At 71.6% G+C, this 18,470-nt stretch carries 17 protein-coding genes and 1 tRNA gene; 11 read left to right on the top strand and 7 right to left on the bottom strand.

What is annotated here, in order from left to right:
• The first annotated feature begins 135 nt into the window (after window positions 1-135).
• From JMF97_RS20915 to JMF97_RS20905, 3 genes are read left to right on the top strand one after another with little or no spacing between them, the layout of a single operon-like run.
• Window positions 136-948, top strand: coding sequence for a helix-turn-helix domain-containing protein (locus JMF97_RS20915; protein WP_203223069.1), 813 nt, complete (start codon window positions 136-138; stop codon window positions 946-948).
• Window positions 939-1,121, top strand: coding sequence for a DUF397 domain-containing protein (locus JMF97_RS20910; protein ID WP_203223068.1), 183 nt, complete (start codon window positions 939-941; stop codon window positions 1,119-1,121). The genes JMF97_RS20915 and JMF97_RS20910 overlap by 10 nt, the downstream gene beginning before the upstream one ends.
• Window position 1,122: 1 nt before the next feature.
• Window positions 1,123-1,518 (top strand): pyridoxamine 5'-phosphate oxidase family protein, encoded by a 396-nt coding sequence (locus JMF97_RS20905; protein WP_307817026.1) that lies wholly within the window; start codon window positions 1,123-1,125, stop codon window positions 1,516-1,518.
• A 67-nt stretch (window positions 1,519-1,585) separates the two neighbouring features.
• Here the strand turns inward: JMF97_RS20905 and JMF97_RS20900 are convergent, their stop codons facing one another.
• Window positions 1,586-2,131 (bottom strand): CGNR zinc finger domain-containing protein, encoded by a 546-nt coding sequence (locus JMF97_RS20900; protein WP_203223066.1) that lies wholly within the window; start codon window positions 2,129-2,131, stop codon window positions 1,586-1,588.
• A gap of 83 nt (window positions 2,132-2,214) precedes the next feature.
• Here JMF97_RS20900 and JMF97_RS20895 point away from each other — a divergent pair, with 83 nt between their 5' ends.
• The 3 genes from JMF97_RS20895 to JMF97_RS20885 are packed head-to-tail and all read left to right on the top strand — an operon-like array spanning window position 2,215 to window position 5,643.
• On the top strand, window positions 2,215-3,174 hold the full coding sequence (locus JMF97_RS20895) for an EamA family transporter (RefSeq protein WP_203223065.1): 960 nt from the start codon (window positions 2,215-2,217) through the stop codon (window positions 3,172-3,174).
• A 13-nt stretch (window positions 3,175-3,187) separates the two neighbouring features.
• Window positions 3,188-3,928, top strand: coding sequence for an HAD family hydrolase (locus tag JMF97_RS20890; protein ID WP_203223064.1), 741 nt, complete (start codon window positions 3,188-3,190; stop codon window positions 3,926-3,928).
• A gap of 35 nt (window positions 3,929-3,963) precedes the next feature.
• Complete coding sequence (locus tag JMF97_RS20885; protein WP_203223063.1) at window positions 3,964-5,643, top strand: S8 family serine peptidase; 1,680 nt, start codon at window positions 3,964-3,966, stop codon at window positions 5,641-5,643.
• Window positions 5,644-5,854: 211 nt separating this feature from the next.
• Here the strand turns inward: JMF97_RS20885 and JMF97_RS31440 are convergent, their stop codons facing one another.
• Both JMF97_RS31440 and JMF97_RS20875 read right to left on the bottom strand, forming a co-directional pair.
• Complete coding sequence (locus JMF97_RS31440; RefSeq protein ID WP_238359757.1) at window positions 5,855-6,337, bottom strand: endonuclease domain-containing protein; 483 nt, start codon at window positions 6,335-6,337, stop codon at window positions 5,855-5,857.
• A gap of 1,145 nt (window positions 6,338-7,482) precedes the next feature.
• Window positions 7,483-8,118 carry an IclR family transcriptional regulator gene (locus JMF97_RS20875; protein WP_203223231.1) on the bottom strand — a complete coding sequence of 212 codons (636 nt, stop codon included), beginning with the start codon at window positions 8,116-8,118 and terminating at the stop codon, window positions 7,483-7,485.
• Window positions 8,119-8,370: 252 nt separating this feature from the next.
• On the opposite strand from JMF97_RS20875, the gene cysS reads away from it, so the two are divergent.
• Window positions 8,371-9,786 carry a cysteine--tRNA ligase gene (cysS, locus tag JMF97_RS20870; RefSeq protein ID WP_203223061.1) on the top strand — a complete coding sequence of 472 codons (1,416 nt, stop codon included), beginning with the start codon at window positions 8,371-8,373 and terminating at the stop codon, window positions 9,784-9,786.
• Window positions 9,786-10,907, top strand: coding sequence for a 23S rRNA (guanosine(2251)-2'-O)-methyltransferase RlmB (gene rlmB / locus JMF97_RS20865; RefSeq protein WP_203223060.1), 1,122 nt, complete (start codon window positions 9,786-9,788; stop codon window positions 10,905-10,907). Before cysS ends, rlmB begins: the two co-directional genes overlap by 1 nt.
• A 127-nt stretch (window positions 10,908-11,034) precedes the next feature.
• On the opposite strand, the gene JMF97_RS20860 is transcribed toward rlmB, so the two are convergent.
• Window positions 11,035-12,126 (bottom strand): ABC transporter ATP-binding protein, encoded by a 1,092-nt coding sequence (locus tag JMF97_RS20860; protein ID WP_013736206.1) that lies wholly within the window; start codon window positions 12,124-12,126, stop codon window positions 11,035-11,037.
• Between the two features lie 314 nt (window positions 12,127-12,440).
• Here JMF97_RS20860 and JMF97_RS20855 point away from each other — a divergent pair.
• Together JMF97_RS20855 and JMF97_RS20850 are read left to right on the top strand one after the other, a co-directional pair.
• Window positions 12,441-12,517, top strand: a tRNA-Thr gene (locus JMF97_RS20855).
• 157 nt (window positions 12,518-12,674) lie between these two features.
• Window positions 12,675-13,442, top strand: coding sequence for an enoyl-CoA hydratase/isomerase family protein (locus tag JMF97_RS20850; RefSeq protein ID WP_203223059.1), 768 nt, complete (start codon window positions 12,675-12,677; stop codon window positions 13,440-13,442).
• Window positions 13,443-13,514: 72 nt separating this feature from the next.
• Here the strand turns inward: JMF97_RS20850 and JMF97_RS20845 are convergent, their stop codons facing one another.
• The 3 genes from JMF97_RS20845 to JMF97_RS20835 all read right to left on the bottom strand — a co-directional run bounded on the left by JMF97_RS20845 (window position 13,515) and on the right by JMF97_RS20835 (window position 16,384).
• Window positions 13,515-13,958, bottom strand: coding sequence for an HNH endonuclease (locus JMF97_RS20845; RefSeq protein ID WP_013736204.1), 444 nt, complete (start codon window positions 13,956-13,958; stop codon window positions 13,515-13,517).
• 310 nt (window positions 13,959-14,268) lie between these two features.
• Window positions 14,269-15,795: an FAD-dependent oxidoreductase gene (locus JMF97_RS20840; RefSeq protein ID WP_203223058.1), complete on the bottom strand. Its 1,527-nt coding sequence runs from the start codon at window positions 15,793-15,795 to the stop codon at window positions 14,269-14,271.
• Between the two features lie 109 nt (window positions 15,796-15,904).
• Window positions 15,905-16,384 (bottom strand): MSMEG_6728 family protein, encoded by a 480-nt coding sequence (locus JMF97_RS20835; protein ID WP_203223057.1) that lies wholly within the window; start codon window positions 16,382-16,384, stop codon window positions 15,905-15,907.
• A gap of 92 nt (window positions 16,385-16,476) precedes the next feature.
• Here JMF97_RS20835 and JMF97_RS20830 point away from each other — a divergent pair, with 92 nt between their 5' ends.
• Window positions 16,477-18,276 carry a potassium channel family protein gene (locus tag JMF97_RS20830; RefSeq protein ID WP_438803769.1) on the top strand — a complete coding sequence of 600 codons (1,800 nt, stop codon included), beginning with the start codon at window positions 16,477-16,479 and terminating at the stop codon, window positions 18,274-18,276.
• Window positions 18,277-18,470: the final 194 nt, after the last annotated feature.

Below are 18,470 nucleotides of genomic sequence, written 5' to 3'. Positions count from 1 at the left end.
TGCGCACAGTCTGCTGAGCACACCGTTACGGTCGGAAGGGTTTGGCCGTGCTGTCCGAGGCCCACTGTGACCGGGCCGGGTTGCCGGTGGCGGTGCGCTGTAGTCGATCGACCGGTTCCTGGAGGGCGGCTGGAAATGACGAGTGGACAGCTGACAGCGGCGGCCTTCCTGGTCGCGGAGCTACGTCGGGCGCGGGCGCGGCAAGGCTGGAGTCAGGAGGATCTGGCCAAGGCCGTCAACTACTCGCCGTCGATGGTCAGCGCGGTGGAGTTGGGTCAACAGCCGCCCACCCCGAAGTACCTGGAACAGTTCGACAAGGCCCTGGACACCGGCGGCCTCTACGGCCGAATGCTCACCCACCTGGTAGCCCTCGACAAAGCCCAGGTCTGGCTTCGAGGATGGCGTGCCATCCTCGAAGGTGCCGACGAACTGCGGTGGTTTGAACCACTGCACGTGCCCGGTCTACTCCAGACCGAGCCCTATGCTCGCGCGGTCTTCGAAGCCGACGACTCATTGGCCCGCGCGGAGCGCGAGGAACGCCTCGCCGACCGCCTGGCGAGTCAGGGCATTGTCTGGCAGGAGGACCCGCCTCGCATGGTGGTGGTGATAGATGAGGCCGCTCTGCGGCGCCGAGTCGGTGGCCGCAAGATCATGTTGGAGCAGACGCAACACCTGCTCCGGCTGGCAAGTGATCATCCGTCGCTTCGGCTGCTTGTGGTGCCGCAGTCCGCCGACGAGTATCCGGGGCTCAACGGACCGTTCATGCTCGCCACCCTGAAAGACCGGACGGTCGTGGCCTACCTGGGTGGCCAGATCGGTGGCCGCGAACTTGATCGGTCGTCGGATCTGTCGATGCTGCAACGGGTTTGGGAGGCTACCCTTGGCGCGGCCCTACCAGCACAGGAGTCGATCGAATTGCTGAAGGAGATTGCCGAGTCATGGAGTTGAGCGGTGCGCGGTGGCGCAAGAGCAGCCGCAGCGGCTCCAGCGACCAGTGTGTCGAGGTGGCTACGAATGTGCCTGGGGTGGTGGGGGTGCGGGACAGCAAGGACGTTGCGGGGGCGGTGCTGACCTTCGAGGCGTACGCCTGGCGGGTTTTTGTCGCCGCGCCGCCGCGCTGAGGTGATCACCTCTCCTGGTGCGGAGGTGTTGGAACGGCTGGACCGGGAGCGGGTGGTCTGGCTCTGCACGTTGCGGCCGGACGGGTCGCCGCACCTGACGCCGGTCTGGTTCCTGTACCTCGACGGCGAGTGGTGGATCGGCACCGCCGAGCGCAACCGGAAGGTCCGCAACATCGCCGCCGATCCCCGGGTGTCGCTGGCGCTGCCGGACGTGGATGCGCCGGTCGTCGCCGAGGGCGTGGCGAGCATCGTGCGCCAGCCGTTCCCGGCCGCCGTCGTCGACGGCCTGCGGCACCGGTACGACGGATGGGACGTCACCGTGGACGGCCCGGACGGAACGTACGTGCTGCTCCGGGTCGCGGTGACCCGGTGGCTGATGGCCGGGCGCGCCCACTGACCGTCTTCGTCTCTGGGTGCGTTTCTTGTTGCTCTGGCGACAACAAACGCACCCAAAGACGGCGGGGTCAGGGGCGGGCGGCGGCCTTGCGGGCGCGGTAGGCGTTGACGGCGGCCCGGTTGCCGCAGCCGGCCTCGCAGAATCGGCGGGAGCGGTTCTTCGACAGGTCGACAAGCACGTTGTCGCAGTCGGGGTACTCGCAGGTGCGTAGCCTGCGCAGTTCGCCGCCGCGCACCACGTCGGCGATCGCCATCGCCGCCTCGACGGCCATCCTGGTGGCCAGCGGGGCATCCCGCGGTACGGCGTGCAGGTGGTACGGCTCGTCGTCGTGGGTGATGAGCTGGGGCAGGGCACGGTGTTCGCGGAGCAGTCCGTTGACGATCGAGACGATCTCGTCGACGTCGGCGTGCCAGATGCGCCGTAGCCGGGGGCGCAGGGCGCGTACGGCCCGCAGTTCCGCTTCGGTGTGTTCGTGGCGTCCGGTGTAGGAGTGGGTGGTGAAGAAGGCGTTCAGGGCAGCCACGTCGGGCAGCCCTTCGCCGCCCTGGCCATCGGTGTTGACCAGCGCGGCAACGGCGATCAGGGAACACTCGGTGTCATGGGCGAAGAGCAACTTGACTCCTGTCGTGGCCTGACTCTAGCGTCATTGGCGTAACCATAGTTTGCCCATGTCAAGGCGCCGTGCCAAGGAGAGCCATGCGTCAATCACCCGTCGCCGGTGCCGGCCTCGCGCTGGCCCTGCTCTCCGCGGTCACCTTCGCCACCTCGGGCACCTTCGCCCGATCCCTGATCAACGCCGGCTGGTCGGCCGAATCGGTGGTCATCGCCCGCGTCGGCCTCGCCGCCCTGGTGCTGGCGGCACCCGCGTTGCTCGTCATGCGGGGCCGGTGGCCGGTGCTGCGCCGCAACCTCGCCTCGATCGGTGTCTTCGGGGTGCTGGGAGTGGCGGTCGCCCAGGTCTGCTTCTTCAACGCGGTGCGCTACCTGCCCGTCGGCGTCGCGCTGCTGCTGGAGTACCTCGGCATCATCCTCGTCGTCGGGTGGACGTGGCTGGTGCAGGGGCAGCGTCCGCGTCGGCTGACCGTGGCCGGGTCGGTGGCGGCGTTGGCCGGCCTGGTCTTCGTGCTCGACCTGGCCGGTGCGGGTCGACTCGACCCGATCGGGGTGCTCTGGGGACTGGGTGCGGCGGTCGGGCTCGCCGGCTACTTCGTACTCGCCGGTCGGGTCGACTCCGCGCTGCCCTCGGTGGTCATGGCCAGCGGCGGCATGGCGGTCGGTGCCGCGGTGCTGCTGGTACTCGGCCTGGTCGGCGCGCTGCCGCTGCGGGCCAGCTTCGGCACAGTGCAGTTCGGCGGGCAGGAGATGAGCTGGGTGGTGCCGATCGCCGGCCTGGTGCTGGTGGCCGCGGTGATCTCCTACCTGGCCGGGATCGCCGCGACCCGGGTCCTCGGCGCGCGGATGGCCTCCTTCGTGGGGCTCACCGAGGTGATGTTCGCGGTGCTGATCGCCTGGCTGGTGCTTGGCGAACTGCCCACGGTGGTGCAACTGTTCGGCGGGGCGTTGATCGTCGCCGGGGTGGCGCTGGTCCGCATCGACGAACTACGCGCACCCGCCCTCCCCGAGCAGCCGAAGGCAGCGGAACCGGCCCTCACCTGACACCCTGGTCGACATGCTGAGCGCGGTGGTGTTCGACGCCGACGAGACCCTGCTCGACCTGCGCCCGGCCGTCACCGGTGGGTTGGTGACCGTACTCGACGAGATGCGGCGCCGTACCCCGGCGGCGGCCGAAGTGTCGCTCGCCGACCTCGAATCCGACTGGGGCGCCGTCTTCGGCGACCTGGCCTCGGCCCCGGTGCGGGAGATCCGTCGAGCGGCACTGGCTCGTTCTTTGGCCCGGGCGGGCCTCGACGACCACCTGGACGAGTTGGCCGAGCTCTTCTTCGCCCGCCGGTTCGCGCTCACCCGACCCTTCCCGGACGTGCTGCCCGCACTGGCCACCCTGCGGCAACGGTGGATGCTCGGCTTCGCCACCAACGGCAACAGCCGCGCCGAACGCTGCGGGCTCGCCGGCGAGTTCACCTTCGAGGTGTACGCACACGAGAACGGCCTGCCGAAGAAACCCGCGCCGGAGTTCTACGCCCGGGTGTGCGAGGCGGCCGGGGCGACACCTGCGCAGGTGGTGCACGTCGGCGACAACCTTGCCTTCGACGTGGTCGCCGCCCAGCGGGCCGGGCTGCGGGCGGTCTGGCTGAACCGGCGGGGCGAGTCGCTTCCCCCTGATGTGCTGCCGGATGCGGCAGTTTGCTCCCTCGCCGAGCTGCCCGCTGTCCTGGTCGGCCTTTCCGGCGAAGCAGACTTTTCATTTCCTAGCAGACACCGGTCTGGCGAAACGTCATGCGTTGATGTCTGATGACGCCACGTCCCTCAACGAGAGGATTCGATGTGGTGAGCAAGCGCTTCACCGTCGGTGTCGTCGCGACCGCGGCGGCACTGGCACTCACGGTGACCGGCCTGGGCGTGCCCGCTGGTGCCGAGCCGTCCGGCGTTGCCCGGACCTTCACCGTGGTGGCGGAGGACGGGGTCTCCGCCGACGCCGCCATCGCCGCGATCCGGTCGGCCGGCGGGACCGTGGTGTCCCGTACCGACGAGGTCGGTGTGTACCAGGTGACCAGCGACCGGGCCGACTTCGCGACGAAGGCGACCGCTGCCGCCGCCCTGATCGGCGCCGCCGAGGAGAAGGCCATCGGCCGCAAGCCCAAGCTGGACCGGGTCGAGCAGGAACACCTGCTGGCGGTCGCCGCCGCCAAGGGGGCCGGCAAGCAGCGGGGCAAGAAGCTGGACCCGCTGGACGACAAGCTCTGGGGCCTGGAGATGATCCGGGCCGACAAGGCGCGCAAGATCGAGCCGGGTGACCGCCGGGTCACCGTCGGCGTCCTGGACACCGGCGTCGACGCCAGCCACCCGGACATCGCGCCGAACTTCAACTGGGCGCTGTCGCGCAACTTCGCGCCCGACATCCCCGAGATCGACGGGCCCTGCGAGGTGCCGAGCTGCCTCGACCCGGCCGGCACCGACGACGGCGGACACGGTACGCACGTCGCCGGCACCATCGGCGCTGCCGCCAACGGCTTCGGCCTCTCCGGCGTGGCCCCGAAGGTCTCCCTGGTCAACCTCAAGGGCGGCCAGGACTCCGGCTACTTCTTCCTCAACCCGGTGGTCAACGCGCTGCTGCACGCCGGCAGGTCGGGCCTTGACGTGGTCAACATGTCCTTCTACGTGGACCCGTGGCTCTACAACTGCACGGCCAACCCGGCTGACTCGCCGGAGGCGCAGGCCGCGCAGCGGGCCACCATCCGGGCCATGAAGCGGGCGCTGACCTACGCCCACGACCGGGGCGTCACCCTGGTCGGCGCGCTCGGCAACAACCACGAAGACCTGGGCGACCCGCGTACGGACGTCTCCAGCCCGAACTACGGGGACGTCGCGCCGTACCCCCGCGAGATCGACAACAACAGCTGCTGGAACCTGCCCACCGAAGGGGCGCACGTCATCAGCGTCGCGTCGGTCGGGCCGTCCGGTAAGAAGGCCGACTACTCCAACTACGGCACCGAGCAGACCGCCATCGCCGCCCCCGGCGGTTGGTTCCGGGACGGCTTCGGCACCGACACGTTCCGCACCGACGCCAACATGATCCTGTCCACGTACCCCTTGAAGGTCCTCCAGGAGGAGGGCTCGGTGGACGAGGACGGCAACATCGTGCCGGGCGCCGAGACCTTCGTGTTCAAGGAGTGCAAGGCCAACCGGCAGTGCGCCTACTACACGTACCTCCAGGGCACCTCGATGGCCGCTCCGCACGCCTCGGGCGTCGCCGCGCTCATCGTGAGCCGGTACGGCAAGCCGCAGGGCCGGGGTGGCTTCGGCCTCGCGCCCGACGTGGTCGAGCGGCACCTGCTCCGTACGGCCGCCGAGCGCGCCTGCCCCGAGCCGAGGCTGCAGACCTACACCAACGAGGGTCGGTCGGCCGAGTTCGACGCGTACTGCGCCGGCTCGCGCGACTTCAACGGCTTCTACGGCCACGGCATCATCGACGCCTACGCCGCAGTGACCACCCCACTGCGCCGCTAAGCACGGCGGCGCGTCCGCCGCAGGCGTGTCGTGTGGGGCACGCCTGCGGTTTCGCCGAAGTGGCGGTTACCCAGTGCCTGGGTGACCGCCACTTCGCCGTAACGGAGTGGATCACTCGCCCTCCGCAGCGACGCGGCGGGGAGTGGATCATCCGCCCCCCTCGGCGGCGATGCGGCGGGGAAGTGGATCACCCGCCTGGGTGGCGGGGTGGTCAGCGGTGCCAGCCGGCGGCGGCGAGGGCGGTACGGACCTCCCGCACGAGTCCCGGGAAGTCGCGGTGCAGGCGTCGGCTGGTCACGTGCAGCACCCGCCAGCCGGCCGTCACCAACAGGTTGAGCCGTTGCCGGTCGAGGTGGATCTGGTCGGGATCGCTGTGCCAGTGCCCGTCGTACTCGACGGCCACCCGGTATTCGGGCCAGGACAGGTCAGGGTGCAGGATCCGCCCGGTGGCCAGCAGCACCGGATGTTGGGTGACCGGTCGGGGCAGCCCCGCCAGGATCAGTCGGACCCGTAGCTGCGACTCGGGCGGCGACTGCGCACCCGCATCGGCCAGGCCGAAGACCCACTCGGCCCGTCGACCCCCGGGCCGACCCGTGTTCGCCCTGGCCACGGCCTCCAGTCCGGCGCGGTCCACCAACTTCTGCCGGAGCATGGCGTCGATGATGCCGACCGCCTGCACGGGCTCCAGCCACACCGCGCATTCCCAGGCCGAGCAGATGACACTCGACCGGAGCAAGGGCTGTGAGCCCGCCGACCCCGCGATAGTGGCAGGTCGGCGGGCGCGCTCGGCGATTGCGGACGTGGGCCTGGCACCGGGGATGGGGGTCGCAGCGGGTGCGAGTACGGGTGCGGGCGTGAGCGCGGCTCCGGGGGTCGGGGTGGGGACAGGTGCGTTGGCGGGTGCGGTCGTGGGCGGGAGTGCGGATGTGGGGATAGGGGCAGATGCAGGGGCGGCTGCGGATGCGTATGCCGTGCTGGGGGCGGAGGCGGGTGCAGCGGTGGACGCGGATGCGGGGGTGGAGGGCTCTCGGTGCGCCGTCTTGCTGGTCGAGTCCTGTGGCGGGGGTGAGTCTGGTGGCAGGGCGAACCACTGCTCGATTTCCATGGTGGGTTGCGGGGGTTGTCGCGGACCGAGGGTGTGCACTCGGATGCCGCGTTGTGAGCCGAGCCGGAACTGCATCGGTGCCAGGACGTGAACCTCGTCGGTGAAGGTCGCGGCGTGCTCGATGCCGTGCAGGTAGGCCGCTGAGGGGCCGGCCATCAGCACGCCGGGTGGTAATCGCAGCGAGGCCGCTCGGCAGAGCAACTCGTGATCGCGGTCGAGGCGGGCGTCTGCGTACACGTCGTGCATCAGGCGGACCCACGAAGCACCGCGAAGCTGGTGCCGGGTGATCAGGCGGTCGCGGATCGCCTCGGAACCGCGGAACACCTGCCACGCGAGGGCGGCCGGCCGGTACGGGGAAGGAGGCATGCCTCCACCGTGCGGCCTACCATCGGCTCTGCGGGACCCCTGTGGACAACGGCTGCTCCCATGATCGACCACCCCTGTGGACAACACCCGCGCCACAGCTTCGCCGTGGTATAGGCGCGCGCCACAACCCCTGTCATAGGCGGCCGCACGCCGCAGGCGCGCTGATGTGGGAGACGCTTCCGCCGTTACGGCGGAGTTGCGGTCTCCGGTGCTCCCGGATACCCCCATTCCGCCGTAACGGTGCTGGCCAGAGCGCGGGAGCGGCCGGCCGTGCCGGTGGACCAGGCTGGCGGGGTGGGAGCGGGACGGGCGAGGCCGGGCGGGCGGGTGTCAGCGGCGGGCGGGCGTCGGCGGCGGGTGAGGCGGTGTCAGCGGAGGGCGGCGGCGATTGCGGTGGCGGCGGCGAGGACCTGGGCGCCGACTGCGTCGGCGTCGAGTGGGGCGAGCGCGACCACGCCGACGCTCGCTTCCAGGCCGGGCACACCGAGGACCGGGGCTGCCACCCCGTACGCACCGGGTTGCAACTCGCCGACGGTGCTCACCGGGCCACCCTTGCCGGACCGCCCGGCGAGGATGGCCTGCCCGGCCGCGCCTCGTTCCAGCGGGTGTCGGGCTCCGGTGCGGTACGCCACGTGGAACGAGGTCCAACTCGGCTCGACCACGGCCAACGCGACACCCTCGCCGCCCTCGACCACGGTCAGGTGCGCGGTCGCCCCGGCCTGCTCGGCGAGGCGTCGCAGGGCCGGCAGCGCGCCCTCGGCGAGCAGTGGTTGGGCGCGCCGGGCCAGGTGCAGCACCCCGGCGCCCAGGCGCAGCCGGCCGTCGGCGTCCCGGCGAAGCATTCCGTGCCCGGCCAATGGTGTGACCAGGCGATAGACCGCCGCCCGGCCGATGCCCAGCCGGTTCGCCGCCTCGGTGACGGTGAGCCCGCCGGGCGCGTCGGCGACGAGGTGCAGCAGCCGCAGCCCCCGATCCAGCGTCTGCGAGGTCTCCCCGCCCGGCACGCCCACCCCGCCCCCACCCGTGCCGCCGGTAGCGCTTGGGCCGCCGACAGCGGGGCCGCCGACAGCGGGGCCGGCGGTAACGGGTTCGCCGCTCGGTACGTCTGCGGTCGGCTTGCCGCCGCCTGCCGGGCCGCGGTGGGGCGTGGCGGGCGTGGGCGGGTCGGTGCCGGGGGCCGCGGGGGAAGTCACGATCAGCAGCGTACGACCCGGCTCCGGCGGACCGGGAAAACGACGGACGGCTACCCTTGTACGGTGACGCTTCGCCTGTACGACACCGCCACCCGATCGGTGCGGGACTTCGTCCCGCGGGAAGCCGGCAAGGTGGGGGTCTACCTGTGTGGGCTCACCCTTCAGGCACCGCCGCACATCGGCCATCTTCGTTCCGGTGTGAACTATGACGTGCTGCGTCGTTGGCTGCTGGCCGCCGGTTTCGAGGTCACCTTCATCCGGAACGTCACCGACATCGACGACAAGATCCTGATCAAGGCGCAGGAGCAGGAGCGGCCGTTCTGGTCGATCGCGTACGCCAACGAATTGAAGCTTGCCGAGGCGTACCGGGCGTTGAACGTGTTGCCGCCGACCTATGAGCCGCGCGCCACCGGGCACATTCCGGAGATGCACCAGCTGATCGCGCAGTTGATCGAGCGGGGGCACGCCTACCCGGCCACCGACGACTCTGGCGACGTGTACTTCGACGTGCGTTCGTGGCCGGCGTACGGCGCGCTGTCCAACCAGTCGCCGGACGAGATGCAGTCCGCCGCCGACGCCCCCGAGCGCGGTAAGCGTGACCCGCGTGACTTCGCGCTCTGGAAGGGCGTCAAGCCGGGCGAGCCGGCGGACGCCTACTGGCCGTCGCCGTGGGGGCTGGGCCGGCCCGGTTGGCACATCGAGTGCTCGGCGATGTGCTGGCGGTACCTGGGTGCCGAGTTCGACATCCACGGCGGTGGGCTCGACCTGATTTTTCCGCACCATGAGAACGAACTGGCCCAGTCGCAGGCCGCCGACCTGCCTTTCGCCCGCTACTGGGTGCATCACGGTCTGCTCGGCATCGGTGGCACCAAGATGGGCAAGTCCCTGGGCAACGCCCTCGACCTGGCGTACGTCGCCGGGCTCGGGGTACGCCCGGTCGAGTTGCGCTACTACTACGTCGCCGCGCACTACCGCTCCCGGATCGACTACTCCGAGGAGGCGCTGCGCGAGGCGGCTGTGGCGTACCGGCGGATCGAGGGCTTCGTGCAGCGGTCCGTCGAGCGGGTGGGTGTCGGGCACCTCGGCGAGATGCCGGCCGCGTTCGCTGCGGCGATGGACGACGACCTGAACACCTCGGCCGCGTTGGCGGTGCTGCACGACGTACTGCGGGACGGCAACAACGCGTTGGCCGGCGGTGACGATGTGACCGTACGCACGGCGCTCGCCAGTGTCCGCGCGATGCTGGATATCCTCGGCGTCGACCCCCTCGACCCGGCCTGGACCGGCGGTGCCCGGGCGAGTGACCTCCGTGGTGTGGTCGACTCCCTGGTCGCCCTCGCTCTGGAACAGCGTGCGCAGGCCCGTGTCCGCAAGGACTGGGCCGCCGCCGACGCGCTGCGGGACCAGCTCAAGCGGGCCGGAGTGGTGGTCGAGGACACCCCACAGGGCCCGCGTTGGACAATTGGAGAGCATGACTGATGGCCGGCAATTCGCAGCGCCGTGGCCGGCGGGTGGCGTCGAAGGCGAGCGCACCCAAGGGCTCCGGCGGCAAGAACAAGGATTCCCTCGCCGGTCGGGGCCGTACCCTGCCCGCCGACGAGCGGCCGTGGCACAAGGCGTACTCCGGCACGGAGAAGGTGCCTCAGCGCACCGCCTGGAAGCAGGAGAAGGAACGCCGCGCGGCGGCCGAGGAGGGGCGCGCTCCGAAGATCGGCAAGCCGGGCACCAAGGACACCACCTGGGGTCGGGGCGGCGGCCGGGGTACGCCCACCCCGAAGCCCGTTCGCGGCAAGCAGCCCGCCGGGCGTGGTGGTCCCCGGGTCGCGCCCGGACGTAAGTCGAACCCGGCCAAGGACGCGCCGGAGCTGCTGGTCGGGCGTAACCCGGTGCTGGAGGCGCTGCGCGCCCAGGTGCCGGCGACGGCGCTCTACACCGCGCAGGGCATCGACATGGATGACCGGGTCAACGAGATCATCCGTACCGCCGCAGACCGGGGCATCGCCATCCTCGAGATCAGCCGCGCCGAGCTGGACCGGATGACCGGGGGCGTGCTGCACCAGGGTGTCGGCCTTCAGGTGCCGCCGTTCGCGTACGAGCCGTTCGAGGATCTGGTCGCCGCCGCGTTGGAGCAGGCGGCACCGCTGCTGGTGGCGTTGGACGGGGTCACCGACCCGCGCAACCTCGGCGCGGTGATCCGGTCGGCCGCCGCGTTCGGCGCGCAGGGTGTCTTCGTACCGGAGCGGCGGGCGGCCGGGATCACCGCGACCGCCTGGCGGACCAGTGCCGGTGCGGCCGCGCGGGTGCCGGTGGCCCAGGTCACCAACCTGACCCGGTCGTTGAAGGCGTGCCGGGACGCCGGCTTCATGGTGGTCGGCCTGGACGCCGACGGCGATACCGACCTGTACGACCTGGAGGCCGCGGTCGGCCCGCTGGTCGTGGTGGTCGGCTCGGAGGGACGCGGGCTGTCCCGGCTGGTCGGGCAGACCTGTGACCTGACCGTCAGCATCCCGATGGTCTCCGAGGTGGAGTCGCTCAACGCGAGCGTGGCCGCTGCGGTCACCCTCGCCGAGGTGGCGCGTCGCCGGGCCGTCGAAGGCTGACGCCAAGCCGCTGGGGCTGGGCGCGCCCGGGGCTGACGCCGCGAAGGGCTGCGGTCTGCCTGCCACAGCAGGATGACGAATGACGAAAGGGGCGGCCCGGCGGGCCGCCCCTTTGTCAGTTGCTGTCTCAGATGCGCTTGCCCGTGGTGGCGTGGAAGGCGTGGTTCTGGCCGGCGCGCGGCTTGACGAAGATCGTCTCGCCCATGTTCGGCATGGTTCGCCGGTCGGTACGCACCACGAACCGCTCGGAGGCGCCGTCCAGCGCGGCGTGACCGTAGACGTTGGCGTCCGAACCGAGGTCCTCGACCAGCTCGACCACGACCGGCATGCCGCCCTCGGTCGGGCTGACGATGTCGCAGTCCTCCGGCCGGAAACCGACGGTGACCTTGCCGGCGCCGCCCTCGGCGTTGGCCGCCTCGACCTGCTCGCGGGTCAGCGGGATGAACATCTCGGCGAAGGCGGCACCCTGCTCGGTCAGCGGGACCGTCTTGATGTTCATGGCGGGCGAGCCGATGAAGCCGGCGACGAAGACGTTGGCCGGGGTGTCGTAGAGCGCACGCGGGGTGTCGACCTGCTGGAGCACACCGTCGAGCATGACCGCCACCCGGTGACCCATGGTCATGGCCTCGACCTGGTCGTGGGTCACGTAGACGGTGGTGATGCCGAGCTTGGCCTGCAGCGACGCGATCTGGGTACGGGTCTGCACCCGCAGCTTGGCGTCGAGGTTCGACAGCGGCTCGTCCATGAGGAAGACCTGGGGCTCCCGGACGATGGCCCGGCCCATCGCGACCCGCTGACGCTGACCACCGGAGAGCGCCTTGGGCTTGCGGTTGAGGTACTCCTCCAGCTGGAGCAGCGCCGCCGCCTCCTTGACCCGCCGGTCGATCTCCGACTTCGAGGTCTTGCGCAGCTTGAGGGCGAACGCCATGTTCTCGTACACCGTCATGTGCGGGTAGAGCGCGTAGTTCTGGAAGACCATCGCGATGTCGCGGGCCTTCGGCGGCAGGTGGGTGACGTCCCGGTCGTCGATGTAGATCGCGCCGTCGTCGACGTCCTCCAGGCCGGCCAGCATCCGCAGGCTGGTGGACTTACCGCAGCCGGAGGGGCCGACCAGGACGAGGAACTCCCCGTCGCCGATCTGGAGGTCGAGCTGGTTGACCGCGGGGCGTTCGGTGCCCGGGTAGATCCGGGACGCCTTCGCGTAGGTGACCGTAGCCATGAGGGGGTGCATCCTTTCACCGGCAGGAACGTGCCGGACGATCCGAGTGAAGGAGCGACCGGTGCATGCGCACCGGCGCCACGGCTGTCAGGGGACCAGCCCATGTCAGCCGTGTCACTGCACGGTAAACGGCTTTTGCCACGCTGCCAAGATGCGGAACAGTGGATGGGACGGACGGCATACGCATACCGGTCAGTCGGGCACGGTCGGACACGAATCGACGTTCGCAGGTCGGGATGTCGACGTTTCCCGTGCTCGGGACCCCTGCCGGGCGGGAAAACCGGACGCCGGTCGCTATGCTGGCCTCGGACACTGCCCCTGTAGCTCAGCTGGCCAGAGCACCCGCCTTGTAAGCGGGATGTCGCCGGTTCGATCCCGGCCGGGGGCTCCATCCGTACCACGTACGCGGCCCACCGAGCTGACACCTCGGTGGCCCGGCCGCGACGCTCCCTGCCCGACGGGGCGGCCGGGCGGCACCGCTATCGTCGCCGTACCCGGGCAGACGCCCTTTTGGCAGGACCGAGACCCGGCCGGAGGGGCGGTGGACAGTGGCGGACGCAGAGCTGACCGTGACGGTGTCGGGTCAGGTGGCCACGGTGGTCATCCGGAATCCGGGCAGGCGCAACGCCATGACCCTGGCCATGTGGCGGCAACTGCCCGTACTGCTGGATCACCTGGAGGCGGAACCGGCGGTACGCGCAGTGGTGCTCACCGGGGCGGACGGCACCTTCTGCGCCGGTGCCGACCTCGGTGACCTGGACGAGCAGTTGTCCACCGGTGACGCCGGCATCGCCGTCGCGGCCGAGGAACGCCTGGCCGCGTTCGCCAAGCCCACGGTGGCGGCCGTCCGGGGTGCCTGCGTCGGCGGTGGCTGTCAGCTCGCGGTCGCCTGTGACCTGCGCATCACCGCCGACGACGCCAGATTCGGGGTGCCCCCGGCCCGACTCGGCCTGGTCTACCCGGCACCCACCACCCGCAGGCTGGCCCGGTTGGTCGGCCCGGCGGCGGCCAAGCACCTGCTGTTCACCAGCGAACTGATCGACGCCGAGCGGGCGCAGCGGATCGGTCTGGTCGACGAGGTGCTGCCCGGTGACCGCCTGGCCGCCCGCATCGACCAGCTCACCGCCACGATGGTGGAACGCTCGCAGCTCAGCGTCGTAGCCGCGAAGGAGATCATCGACGGGCGGGCCGACGACGCCCGGGTGGACTGGTGGTACGGGCAGGTACGGGCCAGCGGTGAGGCCCGCGAGGGCATCACCGCCTTCCACGAACGCCGTCCGCCCCGGTTCACCTGGAGCCCTCCGCCCACAGGCTGACCGGACCGGGGGGGCCGGCGGGTGCCGCGCCGGGATTCCGACGCCGCCCCCCGTTCCCGCCGGCCCGGCCCGTCACCGCCCCGCCAGCGCCGCCCAGCTCGGCGCGACCGGTACGCGCCGCAGCGGCATGCCCGCCTCGGCCGGCGTACGGTCGCCCTTGCGCTGGTTGCAGGCGTAGCAGGCGGCTGTCGTGTTCTTCCAGGTGTTCCGGCCACCGCGCGAGCGGGGCAGGATGTGGTCGATGGTGCTCGCCGGGCCGTCGCAGTACGCGCAGCACCGCCCGTCGCGGGCCAGCACCCCGGCGCGGGACCAGGCCGGGCCGGACGTGAAGCGCCAGCGGGTCACCACGTACCGGACGAGCCGGACCACCCGGGGCACCGGGAAGACCCCGATGACCTGGTCCGGTACGGCCTCGTGGATCTCGGCGACCCGACGGCAGAGCATCCGGATCGCGTGTTGGACGGTGACCCGGTGCAGCGGGCCGAGGTCGGCGTTGACAACGAGGACGGCGTACACCGGTGTCTCCCTCCAGGACGGTGACGGGCGTAGCGGGTCCGGACAGCGAGGAGCCGCCCGGTCCCAGGGCGGGTGGGCGGCTCGACGGGTACGGGTACGCGCGTCAGCCGGGCCGGCCACCTCGGGGGTGTTCCGCCAGACAACCGCCGCCGAGCAGCCACGACGGCACAGCCGAGTGGTGCTGCTTCGACATGGCTTGCTCCCGGAACGGTGGTTGACCTTGCGCGATCACGGTAGGTGCGCCCGAGTGCCACGGCAACGCATTTCGATGCGCCCTGCCGGGGAACGATCGCGTCGGTTGTCGCGGGGCTCAGGGGCGGGCGAGCAGGCCATGGGGGCGGACCGACCAGAGCGGTTCGGTGGCCGCGCCCGCCGAGCGCAGGATGTGGTTCGCCGCGAGGATGCCGGTCGCCGACGCCCGTTCCATCAGGGCACTGGGGAAGTCGGTGTGGATGCCGTCGCCGGCCAGGTAGAGCCCGTCGGCGTCGGTGCGTACGCCCGGTCGGCGGGCATGACCGCCCGGCGCGAACGCGGGTGCCTTCGCCTCCACCCGGGCGTGCAGCTCGCGCACCCGCAGCCGGCTCACCTCCGGCCACAGCGTGGTCAGCTCGGCCCACATCCGCGCCGCCAGCTCCGTCGCGGGCACGTCCGGTTCGCAGGCGTACGCGTGCAGTTCGAGCACGCAACCGCCGGTCTGCTCGGCCCAACGTCGACTGCCGTGCTCCAACCGGTGGTACAACGTCACCGAGTCCAGGGTGGACTGCCGGGTCACCCCGCTGAAGACCGCGCGCTGCGCGGCCACGTCCCCGTCGCACCAGTAGCGTGCCACCGCGTACGGCGGACCGGGCCTGCCGAACGCGGGCATCGCCGCCACCAGTTGCGGTGCGGCGTCGGCCAGGCCGGGGGAGGCCGCGACCAGCGCGGCGAGCGCGGGCGGGTCGAGGGCGAGCACGACGTGCCCGGCCCGGTACGCCCCCTCGGTGGCCGTCACCCGCCAGCCGGCCTCCTCCCGGTGCAGCCCGGTCGCCGCGACGCCGGTCACCACCCGACCGCCGTGGCGCTCGACGTGTCGGGTCAGCGGCGCCCAGATGGTCGTGGCGTAGTCGTCCTCCGGGCAGTCGAAGGCCAGCCCTTCCGGGTTGCCGAGCAGGTAGAAGTGGAACTGGGCGATCATCTCGGCGGCCGACATCTGCGCCTCGTGGTTGAAGAACGAGTGCGAGAAGACCTCGAACAGCATCGCGCGGGCCCGGTCCGGCAGCCGCAGCGAGGTGAGCAGGTCGTCGGCGGTGCGCTCGTCGAACTCGGCGTAGGTGCGCGCCGGGTGGTAGGTCAGCAGCGGCAGGGCGGCGTCCCGGTCCATTGCGCGCAGGTCCCGCAGCCGCAGGCTGGGGCTACGGGCCAGCAGGGTGAGCAGGTTCGCCGGTGGGGCGGGCGGCAGCCGACCGAACTCCTCGGTCGGCCATTGGGCGCTGAGCACCGGATAGCTCGGTACGGGTCGCAGAAACCGCAGCTTCGGGTCGATCCGGCGCAGGATGTTGCGCCAGTTGTAGTACTGCCGGAAGAACGCGTGGAAGCCGTGCTCGTTGACCTGCCGGCTGCCGTCGTCCAGCGTGTGCGGCCAGGCGCCCAGCCGACCGCCCAGGGTCGGCGCGGCCTCCAGCACGGTCACCTCGACGCCCCGCTCGGCGAGCACCACCGCGACGGACATGCCGGCGATCCCGCCACCGACGACGAGCGCGCTCACCGGTTGCGGTACGCGGGGCAGGCCACCGCCGCCCGACGTCACCTCGTGCCGGCGTACGCCGAGGAGCCGACCCACCATCTGCGACAGCGCCACCCGCCACCCCCTGACCCCCTCAGTCTGCCCGAGATGCCGGGAACAGTCGCGTGTTAACAAGGGGCCCTTTCACCTCGCCAGGCGTTAACAGGGGGCCCTTCCTTGCCCCTCAAAGGCAGCGGCGAGGGCGGTCGGACGGCGGCCAGACGTATTCGAGGTCGGCGGGCACGTCGTCGCCGAAGATCGGGCGGTAGTGGGCGGGGTCCTTGCGGAGCAGCGACGAGCGGTGGCTCAGGTGCAGATCGGCGCGGCCCAGCCAGGGTGGCAGTTCCCCGGCCACCGCCAGCTCCTGCTGCGAGCGGATCTGTTCGATGCCGCAGGCGGTGGCCAGGTCGGCGGCCAGTGTGCCGGCGCAGGTGTCGGCCCGGCCGGCGGCGCACCAGACCTCGCAGACGTCCAGCCCGTAGCGGGTCAGGGCCTCCTCGTACCCGGCCCACATCTTCACCGCCGGGTGGTTGCGCCAGCCGTAGTCGGGCCGGGTCAGCCCGCGCAGCACCTGGATCGCCTCGACCCGCTGCTTGCCCAGCCGGCGCTGGTCCAGGGCCCGGGCGCTGGCCAGGAAGTCCGGATACGGCAGGAACGTCTGCATTCCGCTGGCCTACCCGCCACGGCCCGGCTCATGCCGGTCCGTCGCCGACATGATCATTGCGGGGCTGCGCGGGTTGCGACCGGCTGACTACCATGCCGGACATGGCGGAGCCGCTGCTCGATCGGGCCCTGCGGGCCAGCCGCCGGTTGCGGGTCAACGGGGAGCCCCGGGCCCACTACGTGATCTGCGGTCAGGATCCGCTCGCCTACTGGGTGGTGCGCGCGTTGCGGGGCAGCGAGCCGCAGGCCGGGCGGCTGCGCATCACGCTGATCGTGCCGGGCCGGCAGCGTTCTCCCGCACCGGACGGCCGGGACCTGCCCGGCGTCGAGGTGATCCGGGCCGACCGGCTCGACGAGCACACCTTCCGTCGGGCCAACCTGGCCGGGGCGGCCGGGCTGGCCCTGCTGCACCAGGACGACGTGGGCAACATGCACGCCGCGCTCTGCGCCCAGGAGGTCGAGCCCGGGTTGCGCCTGGTGGTGCGGATGTTCAACACCGGCCTGGCCAACGGGGTACGGCAGATCTTCCCCGACTCGGCGGTGCTGTCGGACGCCTCGATCGCCGCCCCGGCCTTCGTGGCCGCCGCGCTCGGCGAGGTCGCGCCGACCCATTTCCGGCACGGCGGTCGCACCCTCTACCTGGCGCGCCGGGAGGACGTACGCCCCAACGAGGTCGTCTGCGGGGTGGCCGACACCCGTGATCCGCAGCAGGACCTGGTGTTGCCGACCGACGACCGGGCCGCCGACGTGGTGCTCGCCGAGGCCGCCGGCCGGCCCGTCGGCACCGAGCTGGCCGCCCGCCGGCTGGCCCGGGCGCGGCGACGACGCCGACCGGTGGCCATGGTGCTCCGGGCGATCCGCAGCTTCGCCACCCGCAAGATCGGCATCACGGTCATCCTGCTGCTCGCGGTGGTGGGACTCCTCGGCGGGTTGTACGCCAACGCGGCGCACGTCAGCCTGGCCGACGCGTTCTACCTGACCCTGGTCACCACCCTCACCGGACAGGACCCGGACACCGCCAAAGGCGGTGCCGAACAGGTCGTCCAGGTGATCCTCAACCTCGCCGGGCTGGCCCTCATCCCGTTGATCACGGCAGTGGTCGTCGACGGCGTGGTCAACGCCCGGCTGGCCCTGCACACCGGGCGGATCCTGCCCGAGCGGTCCGGGCACGTCGTGGTGGTGGGCCTGGGCAACATCGGCACCCGGGTGATGGCCCAGCTCAACGACTTCGGCGTCGAGGTGGTGGCGATCGACAAGAACCGGGACGCGCGCGGCGCCGGGCTGGCCCGCCGGCTGGGCGTACCGCTGGTGGTGGGGGACGCCGCCGAGGAGGAGACGCTGCGGGCCGCCTCGGTGGCCACCTGCCAGGCGCTGGTGGTGGTCTCCACCGACGACGGGGCCAACCTGCGGGCCGCCCTCAACGGCCGGACCATCAACGACCAGCTTCGCGTGGTGCTGCGGCTGTTCGACGGCCACTTCGCCGAGCGGGTCCAGCGCGCCTTCGGCATCGGCACCTCACGCAGCGTCTCCTACCTGGCCGCCCCGTCGTTCGCCGCCGCCCTGCTCGACCGGGCGGTGATCGCCACCATCCCGGTCGGCCGGCACGCCCTGCTGGTCACCGAGGTCGCGGTGGCGGCCGGGTCGGCCCTCGACGGCCGCCCACTGGCCGCCGTCGACAAGGCGGGGAGCGTACGGCTGCTCGCGCACGCCCGCTCCGGCCAGCGCTACGACTGGTCACCCGACCACCGTCTGGTGATCGTGGCCGGGGACCGGCTGACCGTGGTGGCCCGGCGCGCCGGCCTGAACGCCCTGCTCCGCGAGGCCGCCCCGCCCGAGGAGGAGGCCCCACCCCCGATCGGGACCCCGCCCCTACCCAGAGACCCCGACGAGTGAGCCTGGCGCGCTGTCCGGAAGATCGCGCTCGATCTGGGATCGAGTGGTCTCGTTGTGAATGCAAGCCACTCGATCCCAGATCGAGCGTGACCATGGGAGGCGGGTGAACGGGCGTGGAACTGTGGGACGCAGAGGCGACCCAGACCTCAGCGAGAACGAGCCGGATGCCGGTGCGCTCGCCGCTGCCGGCCGCG

Source organism: Micromonospora fiedleri, from assembly GCF_016774385.1.
Lineage (GTDB): Bacteria > Actinomycetota > Actinomycetes > Mycobacteriales > Micromonosporaceae > Micromonospora > Micromonospora gifhornensis.
The sequence above is the reverse complement of the archived record's forward strand: the minus strand, read 5'-3'. Positions and strand labels throughout refer to the sequence as shown.